The following is a 19,070-nucleotide window of genomic DNA, read 5'->3' as shown; positions in this document are numbered from 1 at the left end:
ACTAAAGGCCTCTCAGTCCCATTCCAGGCCGCCGCGGCGCCATACATACGCGTAGGCGACGAAGACGGTGAGCACGAAGAGCAGCATCTCCACGAGCCCGAAGACACCCAGGGCGTCGAAGGTGACGGCCCAGGGGTAGAGGAAGACGATCTCGATGTCGAAGACGATGAAGAGCATCGCCGTCAGGTAGTACTTGATCGGGAAACGCCCGCCGCCGGCCGGCGTGGGGGTCGGTTCGATCCCGCACTCGTAGGCCTCGAGCTTGGCCCGGTTGTACCGCTTCGGACCGATCAGCGTGGCCATGACCACGGAGAAGATCGCAAAGCCTGCCCCGAGGGCTCCCAGTACGAGGATGGGCGCATACGCGTTCACCGCTCCTCGCTCCTCTCAGTCGGCACTGACTGCTGGCGATGGCGTTGGACCCACATCCGCCTCACCTGTTCCACGAACCCCGCTCGTCCCGGCGAAGATCGAGAACATGTGAAGCAGGTCACAAGCCCAACTGCCTCGCATCCTATGCCTGCCACTCTGTGATCTGCGACACGGGGTATTGGACAAGCTTTGTGATCTCCACCACCTGACGAAGGATCATGAAGTCGGATGAGCGGTGATCTTCACACGCGAAGCGTCCGAGTGATCACGAGAGGTGACATTTGCGCTAGTCAGCGCCGTATGGGCGGGGCGTCTCCATATCAAGAGACTTCCCTTGCATGCAAATTGGTGCTGGACGTGAGGCCTTGATAGAGGGCCGTATTCACACATCAGAAGGAGCGGGCCGTGGGGGTGTGGATGCGTGCACGCGTTCACGAGCGGGGTCCGCTTGTGACCCGCTCGCAATCGGTCCGTGATCTCCCCCGGGACGCAGCCGTTCTTGTAACCGTTGCGTGACCTCCGCCACATCCACAAGAGCCACACAAGAACCAGGGTTGGCCACTCACTGCAACAGATGGTAGGCGGAGGGCAATCCGGACGTAACGACGAAAGGTCATGATCACAGGCTTGATCACCTGCGTCCGCAATGTCCGTTACGGCGTCAATAAAGAGCGACACGCCCGGCGTTCAGAGGTCCGATTGAACAACTGTGGCGCAGCACACGTTTCTTGAAGGTATGGAGGAGCCCCTGATACCGGTTGTTCTCATGTCCCACACCGCTCACATACGCAGCCACCGGAAACCCCGCCGCAGCGCGTCGAAAAACGCGATGCGGGCCGGAGTAGCCGGTGGCGTTCTCAGCACCCTGGCAGTCGTCGGGGCGTCCGGCGCGGCCAACGCCGCCGAGCCGGTGACGCAGACTCTTGAACTGCCCACCCTGACCGCCGACATGTCCACGCAGGTCGCCCAGTCCGCCGACGCCACACAGCAGGCCGCGGCGAACTACCAACTGCAGGCCGAGCGTGACGCGGCCGCCACAAAGGCCGCGAAGCAGGCCAAGGCGGACCTCGCTGAGGCGAAGCAGAAGGCCGCGGCCAAGAAGAAGGCCGCCGAGGAGGCCGCTCGCAAGGCCGCTGCCGAGCGCGCGACCCGCAGCAGCGAGCGGACCACCCTGTCCGCCTCCTCGAGCGCTGACACGTCCGTCAGCACGTCCCCGTCCACGTCGACGGCCACCGGTTCGGCCGCCGCGGTCGTCTCCTTCGTGAAGGCTCAGGTCGGCAAGGCGTATGTGTCCGGCGCGACCGGCTCGTCCGCCTACGACTGCTCCGGACTCGTCCAGTCCGCCTTCAAGCAGGTCGGCATCAGCCTGCCGCGTGTCTCGCAGGACCAGTCGACCGCCGGCACCCAGGTCTCGCTGAGCAACCTGCAGCCGGGCGACATCCTGTACTGGGGCAGCGCGGGCAGCGCGTACCACGTGGCGGTGTACGTCGGTGACGGCATGTTCGTCGGCGCACAGAACTCGTCCACGGGTGTCGCCGAGAAGCCGCTGTCGTACGACCCGCCGACCGGCGCGGTGCGGGTGCTCTGACACCCGGGCACGCACAGTCGTACGGAGGGGGCCGCAGCCGCTCGGGGGCTGCGGCCCCCTCCGTCGTGCCCAAAGATCGTCCGAGGGCTGTCGGTCGAACCGTCGAAGGTGTCGGTCGGGCAGACCGAGCCTGTGGCGCGCGCAGTCGCCCGCCAGGAAGAAGTAGAGGGTGCCCGTCGCGCGGACCGGCGGGCGTTGGACTTCGCACGCCGGTCCGCCAGGACAGCCGCGCTCAGCGACTGGTCGCGCCCTCAGCGACTGATCCGCACCCTCAGCGACTGATCACGCCTTCGGGGCCACCTTGCTCAGCCCGTTGATGATGCGGTCCATCGCGTCGCCGCCCGTGGGGTCGGTGAGGTTGGCGAGCATCTTGAGGGTGAACTTCATCAGCAGAGGGTGGGTCAGGCCGCGCTGCGTCGCGATCTTCATGACCTTCGGGTTGCCGATGAGCTTCACGAAGGCGCGGCCCAGTGTGTAGTAGCCGCCGTAGGTGTCCTTGAGGACGCGCGGGTAGCGCTGGAGGGCCAGTTCACGTCCCGCGGGGGTGGAGCGGGCGTGGGCCTGGACGATGACGTCGGCGGCGATCTGGCCGGACTCCATGGCGTAGGCGATGCCTTCGCCGTTGAAGGGGTTCACCAAACCGCCGGCGTCGCCGACCAGCAACAGGCCCTTGGTGTAGTGGGGCTGGCGGTTGAAGGCCATGGGGAGCGCGGCCCCGCGAATGGGCCCGGTCATGTTGTCCGGGGTGTAGCCCCAGTCCTCCGGCATCGACGCGCACCAGGCCTTCAGGACCTCGCGCCAGTCCAGCTCCTTGAAGGAGTTGGAGGTGTTCAGGACGCCCAGGCCGACGTTCGACGTGCCGTCGCCCATGCCGAAGATCCAGCCGTAGCCGGGCAGGAGGCGGTCCTCGGCACCCCGGCGGTCCCACAGTTCCAGCCAGGACTCCAGGTAGTCGTCCTCGTGGCGGGGCGACGTGAAGTACGTACGCACCGCGACGCCCATCGGACGGTCCTCGCGACGGTGCAGGCCCATCGCGAGGGACAGCCGGGTGGAGTTGCCGTCGGCGGCGACGACCAGCGGGGCTCGGAAGGTGACCTCGCGCTTCTCGTCGCCGAGCTTGGCGTGCACGCCGGTGATACGGCCCGTGCGGTCGTCGAGGATCGGCGCTCCCACGTTGCAGCGCTCGTACAGCCGCGCGCCCGCCTTCTGTGCCTGGCGCGCCAGTTGCTCGTCGAAGTCGTCACGCTTGCGGACGAGGCCGTAGTCCGGGAAGGAGGCGAGATCCGGCCAGTCGAGCTGCAACCGCACGCCCCCGCCGATGATCCTGAGGCCCTTGTTGCGCAGCCAGCCGGCCTCCTCGGAGATGTCGATGCCCATGGCCACGAGCTGCTTGGTGGCGCGCGGGGTGAGGCCGTCGCCGCAGACCTTCTCGCGCGGGAACTCGGTCTTCTCCAGCAGAAGCACGTCGAGTCCGGCCTTGGCGAGGTGGTACGCGGTGGTGGAGCCGGCTGGCCCCGCGCCGACGACGATCACATCGGCGGTGTTTTCGGAGAGGGGCTCGGTCACGGCGGGATCTCCCCAAGTTCTGAATCTACGTGCCGACCGGCACTGGACATGGGCAGTCTATTCAGCAGAATTGATCACCCGGCTGAAGGGCTGCCCAGTGAACCGAGCTCTCCCTGTAGTACGGCTGCGTGTCCCCACCGACGAGGACGCCGTGGCCTGGCACCGGACCTTCGCCCACCCGGACGTCATGGAGTTCCACGGCGGCAAGATCGCGGAGCTCTCGGTCTATGAGGAGCTCACCGCGCGCCAGCGCCGGCACGACGCCGAGCGGGGCTACTGCCTGTGGACGATGCTCGACGAGTCCGGGCAGGTCATCGGCTTCACCGGAGCCCAGCCTTGGGAGCGTGAGTGGGGCCCCGCCGGCGAGATCGAGATCGGCTGGCGGCTCGGACGGGAGCACTGGGGCCAGGGGTACGCCACCGCGGCGGCGCGGATGACGGTGGAGCGGGTACGGGCGGCGGGCGTGCCGAGTGTGGTGGCGATGGTGATGGCCGACAACGCGCGCTCCATCGCGGTGACCCGGCGCCTGGGCATGAGCCTCGCCGAGGTCTTCATGACGCCGACCACCCGCCAGGAGGGGCACTGCTACCGCCTGAAGCTGTAGCACACGCCATCTCACCGAGAGTAATCGACTGCTACAGAAAGAAACTTGGCGCTTCCGGGCGGTACCGGGCCGGGGTTACCCTGCCTGTACCGCTGGGGGTGACATCCGTGCGAATAACACCCAAACCGTCTGATGTACGAGTGCCGAAGCTGGTCGGTCTGATGGCCATGGACGCGCGTGAGGCGGCCGCGACAGGCGGCGTGCTGCTCGCCGCGCCCGACCGCCCCGACTTCCCTCGCACCGTCGTCGACTACGTCGTACGGCAATATCCGCCACCTGGTGTCGAGGTGCCGCGCGGGGCCGTGGTCACCGTCTGGTTCGAGTTCGGCGAGGGCGACGGCGGCGGAGGCGCGGGCGTCCACGAGCCACGCCTGCCCCGGCCGGGCGGCGGCGGTATGCAGCGCGAGCTCGATGAACCGGGCGGCCTCTTCGCCACCGTGGCCGGTTTCGGCTCGCCGTACTGACCGCCGGTCTCGAAGCCGCCCTGCTGCCCCACCGGCCTACTGCCCCACCGGCCTACTGCCCCACCGGCCTACCGCCCGACCGGCCTACCGCCCCACCGCACTACCGCGCCACAGGCCTACTGCCCGTCGGTCTTGTACCCCCGGTGCAGGGCCACGATCCCGCCGGTCAGGTTGCGCCAGGCCACCTTCGACCAGCCGGCCTTGCGCAGCCGCTCGGCCAGTGCGGGCTGGTCGGGCCAGGCGCGGATGGACTCGGCGAGGTAGACGTACGCGTCGGGGTTCGAGGAGACGGCACGGGCCACCGGGGGCAGTGCACGCATCAGGTACTCGGTGTACACCGTGCGGAACGGCGCCCAGGCCGGATGGGAGAACTCACAGATCACGACCCGGCCGCCGGGCTTGGTCACCCGGTACATCTCCCGCAGCGCGGTGTCCGTGTCCTGCACGTTGCGCAGCCCGAAGGAGATGGTGACGGCGTCGAAGGTGTCGTCCTTGAAGGGCAGCCTCGTCGCGTCGCCCGCGGTGAACGGCAGCCAGGTGTGCTTGCGCTTGCCGACCTGGAGCATGCCGAGGGAGAAGTCGCAGGGGACGACGTACGCGCCGGTGCGGGCGAAGGGCAGGGACGACGTGGCCGTACCGGCGGCCAGGTCCAGGACCTTCTGCGCGGGGCGGGCGTCGACGGCCTTGGCGACCTCCTTGCGCCACACCCGGTCCTGGCCGAGCGACAGCACGTCGTTGGTCAGGTCGTACCGTTCCGCCACGTCGTCGAACATCGAGGCGACTTCGTGCGGCTGCTTGTTCAGGGAGGCGCGGGTCACGTGGGCCATTGTTGCAGTACGTCCCCCCGCGCCCACTCAGGGGAGGAACCGCGGCTTCTTCTTCGCGGCCACGTCCTCCACCCACCCGCACAGCAGGATGAAACCGGCGATCAGGACCCAGCCGACGCCGAACATGAACCACTGGCTCTCCAGCGGCAGATACGTCTCGAACGCGGGCACCTTCCAGAACTGGTCGATCAGCGGGACCGCCAGGATCAGCGCGAGCTCGTGCCAGAGGTAGATCGTCACGGCACGGGCGTTGAAGACCGTCACGATCCGGTCCAGGCGGCGGAAGCGGGTCAGTCCGGCGAAGTCGATCCGGAACCGGGCCTTGGCCCACATCAGGAGCATGACGAAACCGGCCGACCAGAAGGCCTGCGCGAGCGGAATCTCATCCAGGTCGTAGGTGCCGAACTCGGCCTGGTGGGAGTAGGCGTACCAGCCGCCGTAACCGAGTGCGGCGAGTGACAGCAGGACCACCACGGCCGGCTTCAGCCGCTGCAGCACACCGTCGCGGTGGGCGAAGCCGAGGATCCAGCAGAACAGGTACGTCGACAGGTCCCACATCGCGCTGCCGACCCGGTTGTCCGGGCCGGACCAGACGAAGTTCAGGGCCAGGATCGGGGTGAGGGACCCGAACAGCACGGGAACGGGGGCGAGTCGGAACACCTTCAGCAGGAGCGGGGACAGGAGCACGAACCAGAGATACGTCCGCAGGTACCAGAGGATCTCCCAGGCCTGCTCGCCCCACGCGTTGCCCGGGGGGTCGCCGAGCGGGACGATCCAGTAGACGATCTGCCAGCCCGGCATCCAGTCGTGGACCAGCATCGCCACGACCACGAACAGGCCCCAGAACCAGAACGGGGGCAGGAGGCGGCGCAGCCGGCTCCTCACCACCTTGAGCGCGGGCCGTTCCAGGGACTTCGCCATCAGGGTGCCGGCCAGGCCGAACATGATCCCCATGGAGGGGAAGACCAGTCCGGCCCAGGCCCAGCCGAAGGTGTGGTAGGTGACGACACGGATGAGGGCGACGGCCCTGAGGGTGTCGAAGTAGCGGTCGCGGCCGGCGGGTTTCGCCGGTGGCGGAGGCTTCTCCTCCTCCGCCCCGACGGCAGCCTCGGCCTCCGGCGCCACCCCCGGCACCGGTTCCGGCCTCGGCTCCTCCAGCACGGGCAGCGCCGCCGTCACGTCGGGCGTCGGCTCCACCTGCCCGTAGTCCATGTACTGCTGCGGATACGGCTGTTGGGGGTACGGCTGTTGCGGGTACGGCTGCTGCGGCGCATACGGCTGTTGGGCGTACTGCTGCTGGTCGTGACCCCCGTACCCCTCGTACCCGTGGTCGGGCTGCTGCCCGTACCCATAGCCAGACCCCTGCGGATGCCCTTGCGGATAACTCTGCGGATGCCCTTGCGGGTATCCCTGCTGCTCCTCCCCCCAGCTCATCAGCTCGCCCCCGCCGGAGTGCCGACCTCGCCGGTCCGCTTCAGTTTCTGCCAGCGCAGGCGGCCGCCGGTGAGGGCGGTGATGGAGGAGTGGATGAGGACGAGGTACATCATCTGGCGGTAGGCCAGTTGTTGCAGGGGCATCATCAGCAGGTAGCGGTACTTCTCGCGGTCGAGGCGGAAGGCGTACGCCGCGCACACGAGTTGGATCGCCAGCACCGCGAACCACGCCAGCAGTGCGGCCTGGAAGTCGATGAAGATCATCGAGTAGGCGGTGAACACGTCGATGAGCGGGGCGAAGACCGGCGTGACGATCTGGAAGATGACCACCAGCGGCATGCCGACCCGGCCGAAGCGTCCCGAAGGGCCCTTGTCCGTGAGGGACTTGCGGTGCTTCCAGAGCGCCTGCATGGTGCCGTAGGACCAGCGGTAGCGCTGCGACCACAGCTGCTTCAGGGAACCCGGGGCCTCGGTCCAGGCGCGGGCGTGCTCCTGGTAGACGACCCGCCAGCCCTCGCGGTGCATGGCGATGGTGATGTCGGTGTCCTCGGCGAGGGTGTCCTCGCTCATCCCGCCGACCTGGAGGACCGCCTCGCGGCGGAACGCGCCGATCGCACCGGGGATGGTCGGCATGCAGCGCAGCAGGTCGTACATGCGGCGGTCGAGGTTGAAGCCCATCACGTACTCGATGTGCTGCCAGGCGCCGATGACGGTGTCGCGGTTGCCGACCTTGGCGTTTCCGGCGACCGCGCCGACCTCGGGGTCGGCGAACGGCTGCACGAGCTGTCGTACGGTGTCCGCCTCGAAGACCGTGTCGCCGTCCATCATCACGACGATGTCGTAACTGGCGCTGCGTACCCCGTTGTTGAGGGCGGCGGGCTTGCCCGCGTTCTCCTGGCGGATGACCCGGACGTTCGTCATGCCGAGGGACTCGGCCGCACTGCGCGCGATCTCGGAGGTACCGTCGCTGGAGCCGTCGTCCACGACGATGACCTCGATCGGATGGGTGCTCTGCGCCAGCGACTTGAGGGTGTTGGCGATGCACTCCTTCTCGTTGTACGCCGGGACGATCACGCTCACCGGCCGGGTGATCGGTGGTCCCCAGCTGAACCGGCGTTTGTTGCGCTGCACGTAGTGCCGGCGGGCGAGGATCAGCATCATGCCGAACCGGCCCATGACGGCCACGCCCACGACGATCAGTGCGACCGAGAGTGTCGGAACGGCCAGCTCGGCGACGGCGACGGCCATGACGAGGGCCTTGCCCTCGTAGAGGGTCGCGCCGGTGGCCTCGCGGTGCGCGGCCTGGAGACGGGACACGGTCGAACCCTGGTTCCCCGTCCCGCCGTTCGGCCCGCCCGTGAGCTGTTCGCCGCCGCCCGCGCCGGGCTGCTGCTCGGCACCGGTCGCCCCGGGCTGCACGCCACCGGTCGCCCCGGACTGCGCACTGCCGGTCGCCCCGGACGCCCCCCGCTCGCTCGCGTTCTGCTCCTCGATGACACCGCTGACGGTGGTGAAGGTGTACCCCTTCGCCTGCATCGTCTCGATGTACTTCGGCAGCGCCTCGACCGTCTGCTCGCGGTCGCCGCCCGCGTCGTGCATCAGGACCGACGCGCCCGTGGTCCCCTTCGGCGTGGCCCACTGGACGATCTTCGAGACGCCCGGCTTCTTCCAGTCGTCGCTGTCGGTGTCGACGAAGACGCTGGTGTAGCCGTCGGCGCCGAGCTCCTTGTAGACGGGCCAGCTGTAGTTGTCGATGGCGTCCGTCTTCGAGGAGTACGGCGCCCGGAACAACGTGGTCGTGATGCCGGCCGCACCCGCCAGCGCGAGCTGCGTCTGCTGCATCTCGCGCCGGACGCGGGCCTCGCTCTGGTAGGAGAGGTCGACGTGGGTGAAGGTGTGGATGCCCACCTCGTTGCCCTGCTCGACCATGTCGTCCACGATGCCCGGGTAGCGCGAGACCATCGACCCGACCAGGAAGAACGTGGCGGGGACGTCGTACTTCTGCAGGATCTTCAGGACGTCGGGCGTGTACGTCGGGTTGGGGCCGTCGTCGAAGGTGAGGGCGATCGTCTTCTTCGGGACGGAGATGGTGGTGGCCTGGCCGCCCCGGAAGGAGATGATCGGCCCGCCGTTGAGGATCTTGTCGGGGACCTCGTCCGAGCTGGCTCCGTCGCGCACGCGCTGGTCGCCGCCGACCTCGGCGCGCAGATAGCCGTCCAGCAGCATGATGCTGGTCAGGCCGAGCAGGAGCAGCAGGGCGAGGATGATCCTCGGTTTCTGCAGTGCCGCGGCCTTGCCCGCCGCCCGTTCCATCCGGGTGGGGGCGCGCCGACGGCCGCGTGAAGGTGTCATCGTCATGTGGTGCCTGCGTTCCGGTCAGTCGTCGGTCGCGGCGACGGACGCCGACACGGTCGGGGCGGAGCTGGGCGGGGCGCCGGTGGCGGCGCCCGTGGGCGGGGTGCCGGTGGGCCTCGCGGGCGGGGTGCCGATACCGCCCTGCGGCTCGGCGCCGCCGGGGCCGGAGTTCTGGAAACCGGCTCGGCCACCGCCGAACGGCACCAGCGAGGACGGGTTCATCGAGGTGCCGATGCCCATGAACGCCATGCTGAGCACGACCGCGTACCCGAGGCAGACGACACCGACCAGGATGCCGATCCGGCGCAGCAGCTTGGAGCGGCGCCCGGAGTTGTCAACGAACACGGGTCCCTCGGCGGACTCGTTGCCGCGTTTACGACGGCGCCCGCGCCCAGCGGCGGCGGCGCGGTTTTCGATGGCAGGCTCAGAATGCATTCTCCGGATATTAGGGAACCTTCACTTGGCCTTAACTCTGACTTTCTTGTGAGCCGCCCATGAGAAAATCGTCAACCTGTCCCTTTCCTGAGAGTTTCCCAGAAAGCCTGCACAACTCCGCACGGAGGGAAAGGAGTCGAATGCCCGAATCGCACATCCACGGTGCACCTTTTGACCATGTCCGCCCGTGAAGTGCCCGTGTGTTTGCTGTTCGAGCGAAGCCCAGCCGCGTGTGAGACATTTCCACTCCGGAAACGCTCGTTGTTTCCGTCCTGAGACAGAAGTCACGAGAGCGGGTGGATACGCAATGCGGAGTCTCCTGAAGCCGGCGGCCGGGCTCACCTGCCTGTTAGCGCTGACCACCGCGGGCTGCTCCGCGGAGTCCGACGGCGCATCGGACGCGGCACCCGAGGCCTCCGAGCAGACGAGCACGGCCCCGAGCGCGACCCCGAGCACTTCCCCGAGCACTTCCCCGAGCGAGGGGGCGTCGTCGGCCACCGCCTACGCCCCGTACGTCAGCGCGACGGACGCCTCGGACCTCGACTCCACGGGCTCCCCCGAGACGTACAACCTGGCCTTCGTGATCTCCGACGGCAGTGGCTGCACGCCGAAGTGGAACGACAACGACGCCATCGGCGCCGCCGCGGTGAAGTCCCGGATCGCGGGGCTGAAGGAGGACGGTGCCAGCGTGCGGGTCTCCTTCGGCGGGGCCTCCGGCGATGAACTCGCGGCGACCTGCGACAGCGCGTCCGAACTGGCCGACGCGTACGGCAAGGCGCTGGACGCGGCCGGCTCCACCCAGGCCGACTTCGACATCGAGGGCGACGAACTGACCGACTCCGACTCGGTGGACCTGCGCTCCGAGGCGATCGCCCTCCTGCAGCAGGACCGCGCCGACCTCAGCGTCACCTTCACGCTCCCGGTGATGCCGTCCGGCCTCGACGCGGACAGCCTGGCGCTGCTGGAGTCGGCCAACGAGCACGACGTGCAGGTCTCCACCGTCAACCTCATGACGATGAACTACGGCGAGTCCTACGACGGCGACATGGGCGACTACGCGCTCACCTCCGCCAAGGCCTCCCACACCCAGCTGATGAAGGTGTTCGGGCTGGCGTCCGCGGCCGCCTGGCGGGGCATGGCGCTCACCTCGATGATCGGCGTCAACGACGTCGACGGCGAGACGTTCACCCTCTCCGACGCGGCGCAGGTACGGACGTTCGCCGCGAAGAACGAGGTCGCGTGGGTGTCCATGTGGGTGACGTTCCGCGACCAGCAGTGCGCGGAGGGGAAAACCGGGGACGACGACGCCAGGACCAACTGCAGCGGGGTGGAACAGAGTTCGGGCGCGTTCGCGAAGGCGTTCGCGGGCTAGGGCCCTTCTGATGGATCTCCGCGGCGTCGTTCGGACGAGGCGTCAACGACGCCTGTGGACCAGACGTCCCGCGCACACCGTCGCGATACAGGCGCCGGTCTCGTCGAAGACCGCCAGGTCGGCGCGGCCGGTCTCGCTGATCGCCGCCGGCTGGGTGCGCGGGAGTACGACGACGTCGTTCCGGTCGGCCGCGACGCGGAGTTCGGGCGAGTCGACGTACTCCTCCAGGACCGTCACCGCGCCCGCCTTCAGCACGGCGTGGACGCGTTCGCGTGGCGACGGGGCCTCGGGGAGCGGGCCCTCATGAACCCGCGCCGGCCCGAGCACCCCGGGCCAGCGCCGCACCCGAGCACCCGGAAACCGCTCCCGCAGCTCCGCCAGCGTGCCCACGGCGGCGACCCGGCTGCCCTCGACCGCCACGGCACCGTCCTTGACCGGCTCCGTGCCGTCCCAGGCCCACCGGACCTCGTCAGCCGCGTGAATAGTCTCCAACTCGGGCTCGGATCAGCTCAGTTGGACGCGAGCAGCTTCAGCTCGGGATGAGCCGTGCCGCCCTCGATCGCCGTGGACGAGATGTGCGACATGACCCGCTCGTCGACGGGGTCGTTCGCCGGGTCGTCGTGCACGACGAGGTGCTCGTACGTCGTCGCCCGCTGGGCCGGGACCCGTCCCGCCTTGCGGATGAGGTCGATGATCTCCATCCGGTTGGAGCGGTGCTTGGCGCCGGCGGAGGAGACGACGTTCTCCTCCAGCATGATCGAGCCGAGGTCGTCCGCGCCGTAGTGCAGCGACAGTTGGCCGACCTCCTTGCCGGTGGTCAGCCACGAGCCCTGGATGTGGGCGATGTTGTCCATGAACAGCCGCGCGATGGCGATCATCCGCAGGTACTCGAAGAGCGTGGCCTGCGTGCGGCCCTTCAGGTGGTTGTTCTCGGGCTGGTAGGTGTACGGGATGAAGGCGCGGAAGCCGCCGGTGCGGTCCTGCACGTCACGGATCATCCGCAGGTGTTCGATGCGCTCCGCGTTGGTCTCACCCGTGCCCATGAGCATGGTGGAGGTGGACTCCACACCCAGCCGGTGCGCGGCCTCCATGATCTCCAGCCAGCGCTCGCCGGACTCCTTGAGCGGGGCGATGGCCTTGCGGGGCCGCTCCGGGAGTAGTTCCGCGCCGGCACCGGCGAAGGAGTCGAGACCGGCCTCGTGGATCCGGGTGATGGCCTCCTCGGCCGACACCCCGGAGATCCGGGCCATGTGCTCGACCTCGCTGGCCCCCAGGCTGTGGATGACCAGCTGCGGGAAGGCCTTCTTGATGGCGGAGAAGTGCTTCTCGTAGTACTCGACGCCGTAGTCCGGGTGGTGGCCGCCCTGGAACATGATCTGCGTCCCGCCGAGTTCGACGGTCTCCTCGCACCGGCGCAGGATGTCGTCCAGGTCGCGGGTCCAGCCCTTGGCGGTGTCCTTCGGGGCCGCGTAGAACGCGCAGAACTTGCACGCCGTGACGCACACGTTGGTGTAGTTGATGTTGCGTTCGATGATGTACGTGGCGATGTGCTCGGTACCCGCGTACCTACGGCGGCGTACGGCGTCGGCGGCGGCGCCGAGCGCGTGCAGCGGGGCGTCGCGGTAGAGGTCGAGCGCCTCCTCCGGGGTGATCCGCCCACCCTCGGCGGCACGGTCGAGGACGGACTGAAGGTCGGCCTTCTCGGGCACCGGGTGTCCCTTTCGTCAAGGGTTGTGGACAGACCGAACCAGCGTACGCCAGCCGTTTCGCGCGACGGACGTCAGGCCGCGTACGCGCCGATCAGCAGCCCGAGATACGTCCCCGCGATCAGGAACGGCCCGAACGGGATCGCCGTCTTGCGCCCCGCGCGCCTGGCGACGACGAGGGCACCGCCGTACAGCGCCCCGAGCAGGAACCCGGCGAAGGTGCCGAGCAGCACGGTCCCCCAGCCGTACCAGCCCAGCGCGGCGCCGGTGCCGAGCGCCAGCTTCACATCGCCGAAGCCCATGCCGCCGGGGTTGACGAGCCACAGCACGAGGTATCCGGCGCCGAGCGCGAGGGCGCCCAGGGCGGCGGTCGGCCAGTGCCCGGTGTGCTCGGGCACCGCCGTGACCACCCCGAGGAGGGCGAGGGTCGCGGCGGCGAGCGGCAGGGTCAGCACGTCGGGCAGCCGACGCACCCGCAGGTCGACGGCGGCGAGCAGCACCCACACGGGCGCCGACAGCAGCCAGACGACGACCTCGGGCCGGGTGTCGGTGGCGGCGGCGAGGCCGGCGCAGAGGAGGGCGGTGACGAGACAGACGAGGGGGGTGCTGGGACCGTACGCGCGCGTCGGCGTGCAGTGCCCGCACCGCGCCGGGCCGAGCCACCCACGGGCCGGCCCGCCGAACGGATGCCCGCCGGGGCAGCGCTCCCGCCAGTTCTCCTCCTCCGGGACGGAGAAGCGGTAGGCGGCGCGCGGCACCAGCACTCCGGTGGCCGCGCCCCACAGTGCCGCGACGGCGATCAGCAAGCCGGTCATCGGCCGATCATCCCACCGCGACCGCACGCATCGATCGCGACCGCACACGTCCATCGCGGCGGTACGCACCCCGCCACAGCGGTACGCACCCTCACGGCGGCACGCACTCTCACGGGGGTACGCGCCCCCGCGTCGGCACACGCGCCCCCGCCCGCTAACCGACCTTCGACAGCCGGGCCTCGGGCCGCCCCGACCCCTCACTGTCGGACTGGTAGTCGAGATCGTCACCGACCGGCGTGATGCGGACGGTGTGGGCGGCCTGGTTGCACACCGCCCGGTTCGACCCGGCTCCGACGGCGGCCGCGACGACCTGTTTGCTCGTCACCTTCTTCACGGTGAGGACGTCGTCGCAGACACCGCCGAGCACGTCCGTGTGCCGGAGGGTGCCCAACTCCTCGCCGACATCGGCCCGGTGGACGGTCAGCCGGAAGGTGCCCATGGACAGCGTGCCGTCAAGGGCGACGGCCTGGCCCTCCCAGGTGCCGAGGTAGGCGGCGGGAACGGCGGCCGGACCGGCCGTGGCCGTGTCCTGGCCCGAGCTCTTCGAGGCGCTCGGCGCCGGTGAGTACGCGCTGTCGGAGTCGGAACCGCTCGCGTCGTCATGGTCCTTGCCCGGCAGCAGGTCGAACAGGAACACCGAGCCCACCGTCACCGCCGCCATCGCGCCCGCGACGGCCAGCGCCACCGTGCAGCTCAACCGCCGCCCCCGCTCACCGGACCCGGCCTCCGAGGTCGCCGAGACGGAGACGGAGAGTCTGCCGGGGCCACGAGGGCCAGAGGGGGCGTCAGAGGGGGTGTCAGAGGGGCGGGAGGGGTCAGAGGGGGATGCCGTGCCCTGCGGTCGGAGGTCGGGCCGCGCGTCACGGGGCTCGGGGACGGGTGCCGGCGGGACCTGGGGAGTCGCCGAACTCGACACCCCCGCCCCACTCGTCCCTTCCAGCACCGGCGGCATCACCGGCGGCGGCCCGAACCGCCCCTCTCCGGCCGCCCCCACCGAGGGGCTGCTGAACCCCACCGGACCCGAGGGAGCCTCCCGCTCGGCCGGCCCGGCGTCCAGGTTCAGCAGCGACACGGCGCTTCTGCTCACCTGTTCCACCAGCGCCCCCGGGAGCCACCCGCCCGCCACCAGCCGGGCCGCGCCCTGAGGCGCCAGTCGCCGGGCCACCTCGCCGGGAGTGGGCCGCGCACCCGGATCCTTGACCAGGCAGGCCGCCACCAGTTCACGCAGATCCCCGTCGAGCGTGCCGAGTTCGGGTTCCTCGTGGACGACCTTGTAGAGGAGGGCGGCGGAGGAGTCGCCGGGGAAGGGTGCCGTGCCGGTCGCCGCGTAGGTGAGCACCGCGCCCAGCGAGAAGACGTCCGCCGCCCCGGTCGCGCCCTCGCCCAGGATCTGCTCCGGGGACATGTAGCCGGGTGAGCCGATGGAGACGCCCGTGGAGGTGAGGGAGGCCGTTGTGTCCGTGGCCCGCGCGATACCGAAGTCGATCAGCAGGGGCCCGTCGAGGGTCAGGAGTACGTTCGACGGCTTCACGTCCCGGTGCACCAACCCCAGTTCGTGCACCGCGGCCAGCGCTTCCGCGAGGCCCGCGCCCAGCGCCCGTACGGTGTGGGCGGGCAACGGGCCGCCGTCCGTGACCGCGGCCGACAGGGACGGACCCGCCGCGTACCCCGTGGCCACCCACGGCACCGCCGCGTCCGGGTCCGCGTCCAGGACCGGCGCGGTCCAGGCGCCGCCGACCCGCCGGGCGGCCTCGACCTCGCGGCGGAAGCGGGCGCGGAACTCCTCGTCCAGCGCGAAGTGCGGGTGCACGAGCTTGACCGCGACCGTGCGGCCTCCGGCGCTGCGGCCGAGGTAGACCCGGCCCATGCCGCCGGAGCCGAGCCGGCCGAGCAGCCGGTAGGGCCCCACGGCGGTGGGTTCATCGACCCCGAGCGGCTGCATGGCGTCCCCTCCCCCGCGCTCCCCCACGTGCTAGCGAGCAGCGTAGTGCGGCGGTGGGCCCGGGATCACGGCTCCAGCAGATCGACCTTCACGTCCGCCGGGAAGCCGGTGGTGGGTCCGACGCGGCGGGCGAACTCCGCGACCGCCTTCAGCTGGGGGTCACCGAAGCGGAAGTCGAGGGTGGTGAAGTACCGCTCCAGGGTCCGCTCGTCGAAGGCCTCCCAGCGGGCCGCCTGCTCGGCGACCTTGGCGACCTCCTCGAGGGAGAGGTTGCGGGAGTCGAGGAATGCCTCGTGGACCTGGCGGGTGATGACGGGCTCGCGCTCCAGGTAGTCGCGGCGGGCCGCCCACACGGCGAAGACGAAGGGCAGCCCGGTCCACTCCTTCCACAGCACGCCCAGGTCGTGGACCTCCAGCCCGAACTTCGGCCCGTCGAGCAGGTTGGCCCGCAGCGCCGCGTCTCCGATGAGTACGGCGGCCTCGGCCTCCTGCATCATCAGGCTCAGGTCGGGCGGGCATGTGTAGTACTCGGGCTCGACGCCGTACCGGTCGGCCAGCAGCAGCTGGGCGAGCCGGACGGAGGTGCGCGAGGTCGAGCCGAGGGCGACACGGGCGCCGTCCAACTCGTCCAGCGGAACCTTCGAGACGATCACGCAGGACATCACCGGGCCGTCGCACCCCACGGCGATGTCCGGGAAGGCGACCAGGTCGTCCGCGTTCTTGAGGAACTCGACGAGGGTGATGGGGCCGATGTCGAGGTCCCCCCGCACCAGCCGCTCGCTGAGCTTCTCCGGGGTGTCCTTGGTCAGCTCGAAGTCGAGCAGCGTGCCGGTTCTCGCGAGTCCCCAGTACAGGGGAAGGCAGTTGAGGAACTGGATGTGACCGACACGCGGCCGGGTGCGAGGAATGTCCACATCGCGAGACTAGCCCTACTGGGGTACGCTCCGGACTCCACCCCCGAGGTCAACCTCAAAAAGATCTTCAAACATTCGGGTGACGTGATCTTGGCCTCTATTGCTTTCGGCTGCCCGCGTGCTAGGCTCGCCGCAAGTTGCAGTTTGGTTTCCCTTGCAGTACAGAGCCTGCGGAGCATGTGACCGCGGGCTCTAGTCGTTTTCAGACGTATGCAGTTGTGCGGCATCTTTTGTTTTCACACTTGCAGGGTTCTGGAGCAGGGCAACCCTTTGGGCCCAAGGAGGGCTTATGGCTACCGGAACCGTGAAGTGGTTCAACGCCGAAAAGGGCTTTGGATTCATCGCCCAGGAAGGCGGCGGCCCCGACGTCTTCGTCCACTACTCCGCGATCAACGCGAGCGGCTTCCGTTCGCTGGAGGAGAACCAGGCGGTTTCCTTCGACGTCACGCAGGGCCCGAAGGGTCCGCAGGCGGAGAATGTCACCCCTGTCTGAGTTCATGAGCCCAAAGCTCTGATCCGGAACCGATAGCAGTACCCAAGGAGCCCCGCGCCACCAGGCGACGGGGCTCCTGCCTTTTCCCGCACCGCGAGGCCGATCCGGCTGTTCATCCGCCCCGACGTCGCCGCCGTGAAGGTACGTGCCCGGTACTGGACCCCTGACGGCTCACCGCTCGTACAGCCCCTCCACCTCCTGCGCGAAGTCTTTCAGCACCGTCTCCCGTCGCAGTTTCATCGACGGCGTCAGATGGCCGGACTCCTCCGAGAAGTCGGTCGGCAGGACGGTGAAGCGGCGGATGGACTCGGGGCGGGAGACGAGTTTGTTGGCCTCGTCGACCGCGCGCTGCAGGATGCCGCGCAACTCCTCGTCGCCGATGAGGAGTTCGGCGGGGACGGGGTGCTTGCCGTTCATTCGGCGCCAGTGGGAGACGCCGGCCATGTCCAGGGTGATCAGGGCGGAGATGTAGGGGCGGCGGTCGCCCAGGACGATGCACTGGGAGATCAGGGGGTGGGAGCGCAGCCAGTTCTCCAGCGGGGCGGGGGCCACGTTCTTGCCGCCCGCGGTGATGAGGATCTCCTTCTTGCGGCCGGTGATCGTGAGGTACCCCTCGTCGTCGAGGCGGCCGATGTCGCCGGTGGGGAACCAGCCGTCGGCGGACGCGGGGGTGACTCCGCCGCCGTGCGGGTCCCAGTAGCCGCGGAACACCTGGTCCCCGCTGAGCAGGATCTCGCCGTCCGCCGCGATCCGCACCCTGGTCCCGGGCAGCGGCCAGCCGACCGTGCCCAGACGGGACTTGAGCGGCGGGGTGACCGTGGCCGCGCCGGTCGACTCGGTCAGGCCGTAGCCCTCGTAGATCTCCATGCCCGCGCCCGCGTAGAACGCGGCGAGCCGGCGGCCGAGTGGTGAGCCGCCGCTGATGATGTGGCGGACCTGGCCGCCCATGGCGTTGCGGATCCGGCGGTAGACGAGGGAGTCGTAGACGGTGCGGGCGGCCTTCAGGGCGGTGCTCGGGCCGGAGCCGGTCCCGGCCTGGCGGGCCTCCATCGCCTCGCCGTAGCGGACGGCCACGTTCGCCGCGCGGTCGAAGGCGGTCGCCCGGCCGCCGGTCTCCGCCTTGGCGCGGGCGCTGTTGAAGACCTTCTCCAGCATGTACGGGATACACAGCAGGAACGTCGGCCTGAAGGCGCTGAGTTCGGTCACCAGGGCCTCCGCCTGCAGGCTCGGCACATGGCCCAGCCGAACCCGGGCGCGGACGCACGCGATCGCCACCATGCGGCCGAAGACGTGGGACATGGGGAGAAAGAGGAGCGTGGCGAGTTCGTCGGAGGTCTTCGACCGGAAGACGGGGTGGAGGAGCTCGATCGCGTTGTCGACCTCGGCGAGGAAGTTCCCGTGCGTCAGCACACAGCCCTTGGGGCGCCCGGTCGTACCCGAGGTGTAGACGACGGTGGCGAGGGTGTCCGGGCCCAGCATCCCCCGCCGTACGGCGACTTCCTGGTCGGGGACCTGCTGGCCGAGCTCCGCCACCCGCTCCAGATGGCCCTTCTCGATGATCCACATGTGCCCCAGGTCGGGCAGCCGGTTGAGCTCCGGGCCCAGCGCCGACGCCTGGGACGCGTGCTCCGTCACCAGGGCCACCGCGCCGGAGTCCTGGAGGATCCAGCGGGTCTGGAAGACGGACGAGGTGGGGTAGATCGGCACGGTGACCAGGCCGGCCGCCCACGCGGCGAAGTCGAGGAGCGTCCACTCGTAGATCGTCCGGGCCATCACGGCGATCCGGTCGCCGGGCATCAGCCCCTCCGAGATCATGCCCTTCGCCAACGCCAGTACCTGCTCTGCGAACTGGGCCGCCGTCACATGCTCCCAGTGCCCGTCCTCCGTGCGGCGGCTGAGGACCCGGTGCCCGGGAGCCGCGTCGGCGTTGTCGAAGGGCAGGTCCGCCAGGGAGCCGTGGGTGACCGGCGGGGCGATCGGCGGCACGGACACCTCCCGGACCTCGCCGTCCAGTCGCCGGATCTCCGGTTCGACCAGAACGGGCGCGCCGTCGTAGTCGTGGCCGGACAGGTAGGAGAGGGACATGGGGCAGCTCCTGAGGCGTGCAGCTCGGTTCCACTCTGCTGCAAGTGGTACGTGCGGTACGTACCGGGACGTTCACCGGCTGTTGCGACTTACCGGGTT

At 69.4% G+C, this 19,070-nt stretch carries 17 protein-coding genes; 5 read left to right on the top strand and 12 right to left on the bottom strand.

Annotated elements, in window-relative coordinates; translation table 11 throughout:
* Positions 1-12 precede the first annotated feature (12 nt).
* Positions 13-372 (bottom strand): NADH-quinone oxidoreductase subunit A, encoded by a 360-nt coding sequence (locus AB0H86_RS37300; RefSeq protein ID WP_007383963.1) that lies wholly within the window; start codon positions 370-372, stop codon positions 13-15.
* Between the two features lie 766 nt (positions 373-1,138).
* Here AB0H86_RS37300 and AB0H86_RS37295 point away from each other — a divergent pair.
* The gene (locus tag AB0H86_RS37295; RefSeq protein WP_362449327.1) at positions 1,139-1,960 is read left to right on the top strand and encodes an NlpC/P60 family protein; all 822 of its coding nucleotides are present in this window, start codon (positions 1,139-1,141) and stop codon (positions 1,958-1,960) included.
* Between the two features lie 282 nt (positions 1,961-2,242).
* On the opposite strand, the gene AB0H86_RS37290 is transcribed toward AB0H86_RS37295, so the two are convergent.
* Positions 2,243-3,526: a geranylgeranyl reductase family protein gene (locus AB0H86_RS37290; protein ID WP_362449325.1), complete on the bottom strand. Its 1,284-nt coding sequence runs from the start codon at positions 3,524-3,526 to the stop codon at positions 2,243-2,245.
* Between the two features lie 70 nt (positions 3,527-3,596).
* On the opposite strand from AB0H86_RS37290, the gene AB0H86_RS37285 reads away from it, so the two are divergent.
* Both AB0H86_RS37285 and AB0H86_RS37280 read left to right on the top strand, forming a co-directional pair.
* Positions 3,597-4,130 carry a GNAT family N-acetyltransferase gene (locus tag AB0H86_RS37285; RefSeq protein ID WP_362449323.1) on the top strand — a complete coding sequence of 178 codons (534 nt, stop codon included), beginning with the start codon at positions 3,597-3,599 and terminating at the stop codon, positions 4,128-4,130.
* 107 nt (positions 4,131-4,237) lie between these two features.
* Positions 4,238-4,594 (top strand): PASTA domain-containing protein, encoded by a 357-nt coding sequence (locus AB0H86_RS37280; protein WP_362449321.1) that lies wholly within the window; start codon positions 4,238-4,240, stop codon positions 4,592-4,594.
* 116 nt (positions 4,595-4,710) lie between these two features.
* On the opposite strand, the gene AB0H86_RS37275 is transcribed toward AB0H86_RS37280, so the two are convergent.
* Genes AB0H86_RS37275 through AB0H86_RS37260 form a run of 4 tightly spaced genes read right to left on the bottom strand, consistent with a single transcriptional unit; the run spans position 4,711 to position 9,644 of the window.
* Complete coding sequence (locus AB0H86_RS37275) at positions 4,711-5,412, bottom strand: demethylmenaquinone methyltransferase (protein ID WP_362449319.1); 702 nt, start codon at positions 5,410-5,412, stop codon at positions 4,711-4,713.
* A gap of 36 nt (positions 5,413-5,448) precedes the next feature.
* Positions 5,449-6,855 carry an acyltransferase gene (locus tag AB0H86_RS37270; protein ID WP_362449317.1) on the bottom strand — a complete coding sequence of 469 codons (1,407 nt, stop codon included), beginning with the start codon at positions 6,853-6,855 and terminating at the stop codon, positions 5,449-5,451.
* Complete coding sequence (locus AB0H86_RS37265; protein ID WP_362449315.1) at positions 6,855-9,212, bottom strand: bifunctional polysaccharide deacetylase/glycosyltransferase family 2 protein; 2,358 nt, start codon at positions 9,210-9,212, stop codon at positions 6,855-6,857. The genes AB0H86_RS37270 and AB0H86_RS37265 overlap by 1 nt, the downstream gene beginning before the upstream one ends.
* An 18-nt stretch (positions 9,213-9,230) precedes the next feature.
* The gene (locus AB0H86_RS37260) at positions 9,231-9,644 is read right to left on the bottom strand and encodes a hypothetical protein (RefSeq protein WP_362449314.1); all 414 of its coding nucleotides are present in this window, start codon (positions 9,642-9,644) and stop codon (positions 9,231-9,233) included.
* A gap of 307 nt (positions 9,645-9,951) precedes the next feature.
* Between AB0H86_RS37260 and AB0H86_RS37255 the strand changes: the two genes are divergently transcribed.
* The gene (locus AB0H86_RS37255; RefSeq protein WP_362449312.1) at positions 9,952-11,016 is read left to right on the top strand and encodes a chitinase; all 1,065 of its coding nucleotides are present in this window, start codon (positions 9,952-9,954) and stop codon (positions 11,014-11,016) included.
* 42 nt (positions 11,017-11,058) lie between these two features.
* Here the strand turns inward: AB0H86_RS37255 and AB0H86_RS37250 are convergent, their stop codons facing one another.
* The 5 genes from AB0H86_RS37250 to AB0H86_RS37230 form a co-directional block, all read right to left on the bottom strand.
* Entirely contained in the window at positions 11,059-11,508 is a 450-nt protein-coding gene (locus AB0H86_RS37250; RefSeq protein WP_362449310.1) for a hypothetical protein, read from the bottom strand.
* Positions 11,509-11,525: 17 nt separating this feature from the next.
* Entirely contained in the window at positions 11,526-12,725 is a 1,200-nt protein-coding gene (mqnC, locus tag AB0H86_RS37245) for a cyclic dehypoxanthinyl futalosine synthase (protein WP_362449308.1), read from the bottom strand.
* A gap of 71 nt (positions 12,726-12,796) precedes the next feature.
* On the bottom strand, positions 12,797-13,537 hold the full coding sequence (locus AB0H86_RS37240) for a prepilin peptidase (RefSeq protein WP_362449306.1): 741 nt from the start codon (positions 13,535-13,537) through the stop codon (positions 12,797-12,799).
* 154 nt (positions 13,538-13,691) lie between these two features.
* Complete coding sequence (locus AB0H86_RS37235) at positions 13,692-15,479, bottom strand: protein kinase (protein WP_362449304.1); 1,788 nt, start codon at positions 15,477-15,479, stop codon at positions 13,692-13,694.
* A 65-nt stretch (positions 15,480-15,544) separates the two neighbouring features.
* Complete coding sequence (locus AB0H86_RS37230) at positions 15,545-16,393, bottom strand: menaquinone biosynthesis protein (protein WP_362449302.1); 849 nt, start codon at positions 16,391-16,393, stop codon at positions 15,545-15,547.
* 289 nt (positions 16,394-16,682) lie between these two features.
* Between AB0H86_RS37230 and AB0H86_RS37225 the strand changes: the two genes are divergently transcribed.
* Positions 16,683-16,886: a cold-shock protein gene (locus tag AB0H86_RS37225; RefSeq protein ID WP_003998944.1), complete on the top strand. Its 204-nt coding sequence runs from the start codon at positions 16,683-16,685 to the stop codon at positions 16,884-16,886.
* A gap of 171 nt (positions 16,887-17,057) precedes the next feature.
* On the opposite strand, the gene AB0H86_RS37220 is transcribed toward AB0H86_RS37225, so the two are convergent.
* Positions 17,058-18,971: a long-chain fatty acid--CoA ligase gene (locus AB0H86_RS37220; protein ID WP_362449300.1), complete on the bottom strand. Its 1,914-nt coding sequence runs from the start codon at positions 18,969-18,971 to the stop codon at positions 17,058-17,060.
* Between the last annotated feature and the right edge of the window lie 99 nt (positions 18,972-19,070).

The sequence above is a fragment of the Streptomyces sp. NPDC050997 genome, from assembly GCF_040660135.1.
In the GTDB taxonomy this organism is placed as follows: Bacteria; Actinomycetota; Actinomycetes; order Streptomycetales; family Streptomycetaceae; genus Streptomyces.
The sequence above is the reverse complement of the archived record's forward strand: the minus strand, read 5'-3'. Positions and strand labels throughout refer to the sequence as shown.

Bases quoted from the DNA above. Each gene is read 5' to 3' on its own strand.
- AB0H86_RS37295 (WP_362449327.1), top strand. From the start codon at position 1,139: ATGTCCCACACCGCTCACATACGCAGCCACCGGAAACCCCGCCGCAGC.
- AB0H86_RS37235 (WP_362449304.1), bottom strand. From the start codon at position 15,479: ATGCAGCCGCTCGGGGTCGATGAACCCACCGCCGTGGGGCCCTACCGG.
- AB0H86_RS37270 (WP_362449317.1), bottom strand. From the start codon at position 6,855: ATGAGCTGGGGGGAGGAGCAGCAGGGATACCCGCAAGGGCATCCGCAG.
- AB0H86_RS37265 (WP_362449315.1), bottom strand. From the start codon at position 9,212: ATGACGATGACACCTTCACGCGGCCGTCGGCGCGCCCCCACCCGGATG.
- AB0H86_RS37240 (WP_362449306.1), bottom strand. From the start codon at position 13,537: ATGACCGGCTTGCTGATCGCCGTCGCGGCACTGTGGGGCGCGGCCACC.
- AB0H86_RS37260 (WP_362449314.1), bottom strand. From the start codon at position 9,644: ATGCATTCTGAGCCTGCCATCGAAAACCGCGCCGCCGCCGCTGGGCGC.
- AB0H86_RS37220 (WP_362449300.1), bottom strand. From the start codon at position 18,971: ATGTCCCTCTCCTACCTGTCCGGCCACGACTACGACGGCGCGCCCGTT.
- AB0H86_RS37225 (WP_003998944.1), top strand. From the start codon at position 16,683: ATGGCTACCGGAACCGTGAAGTGGTTCAACGCCGAAAAGGGCTTTGGA.
- AB0H86_RS37255 (WP_362449312.1), top strand. From the start codon at position 9,952: ATGCGGAGTCTCCTGAAGCCGGCGGCCGGGCTCACCTGCCTGTTAGCG.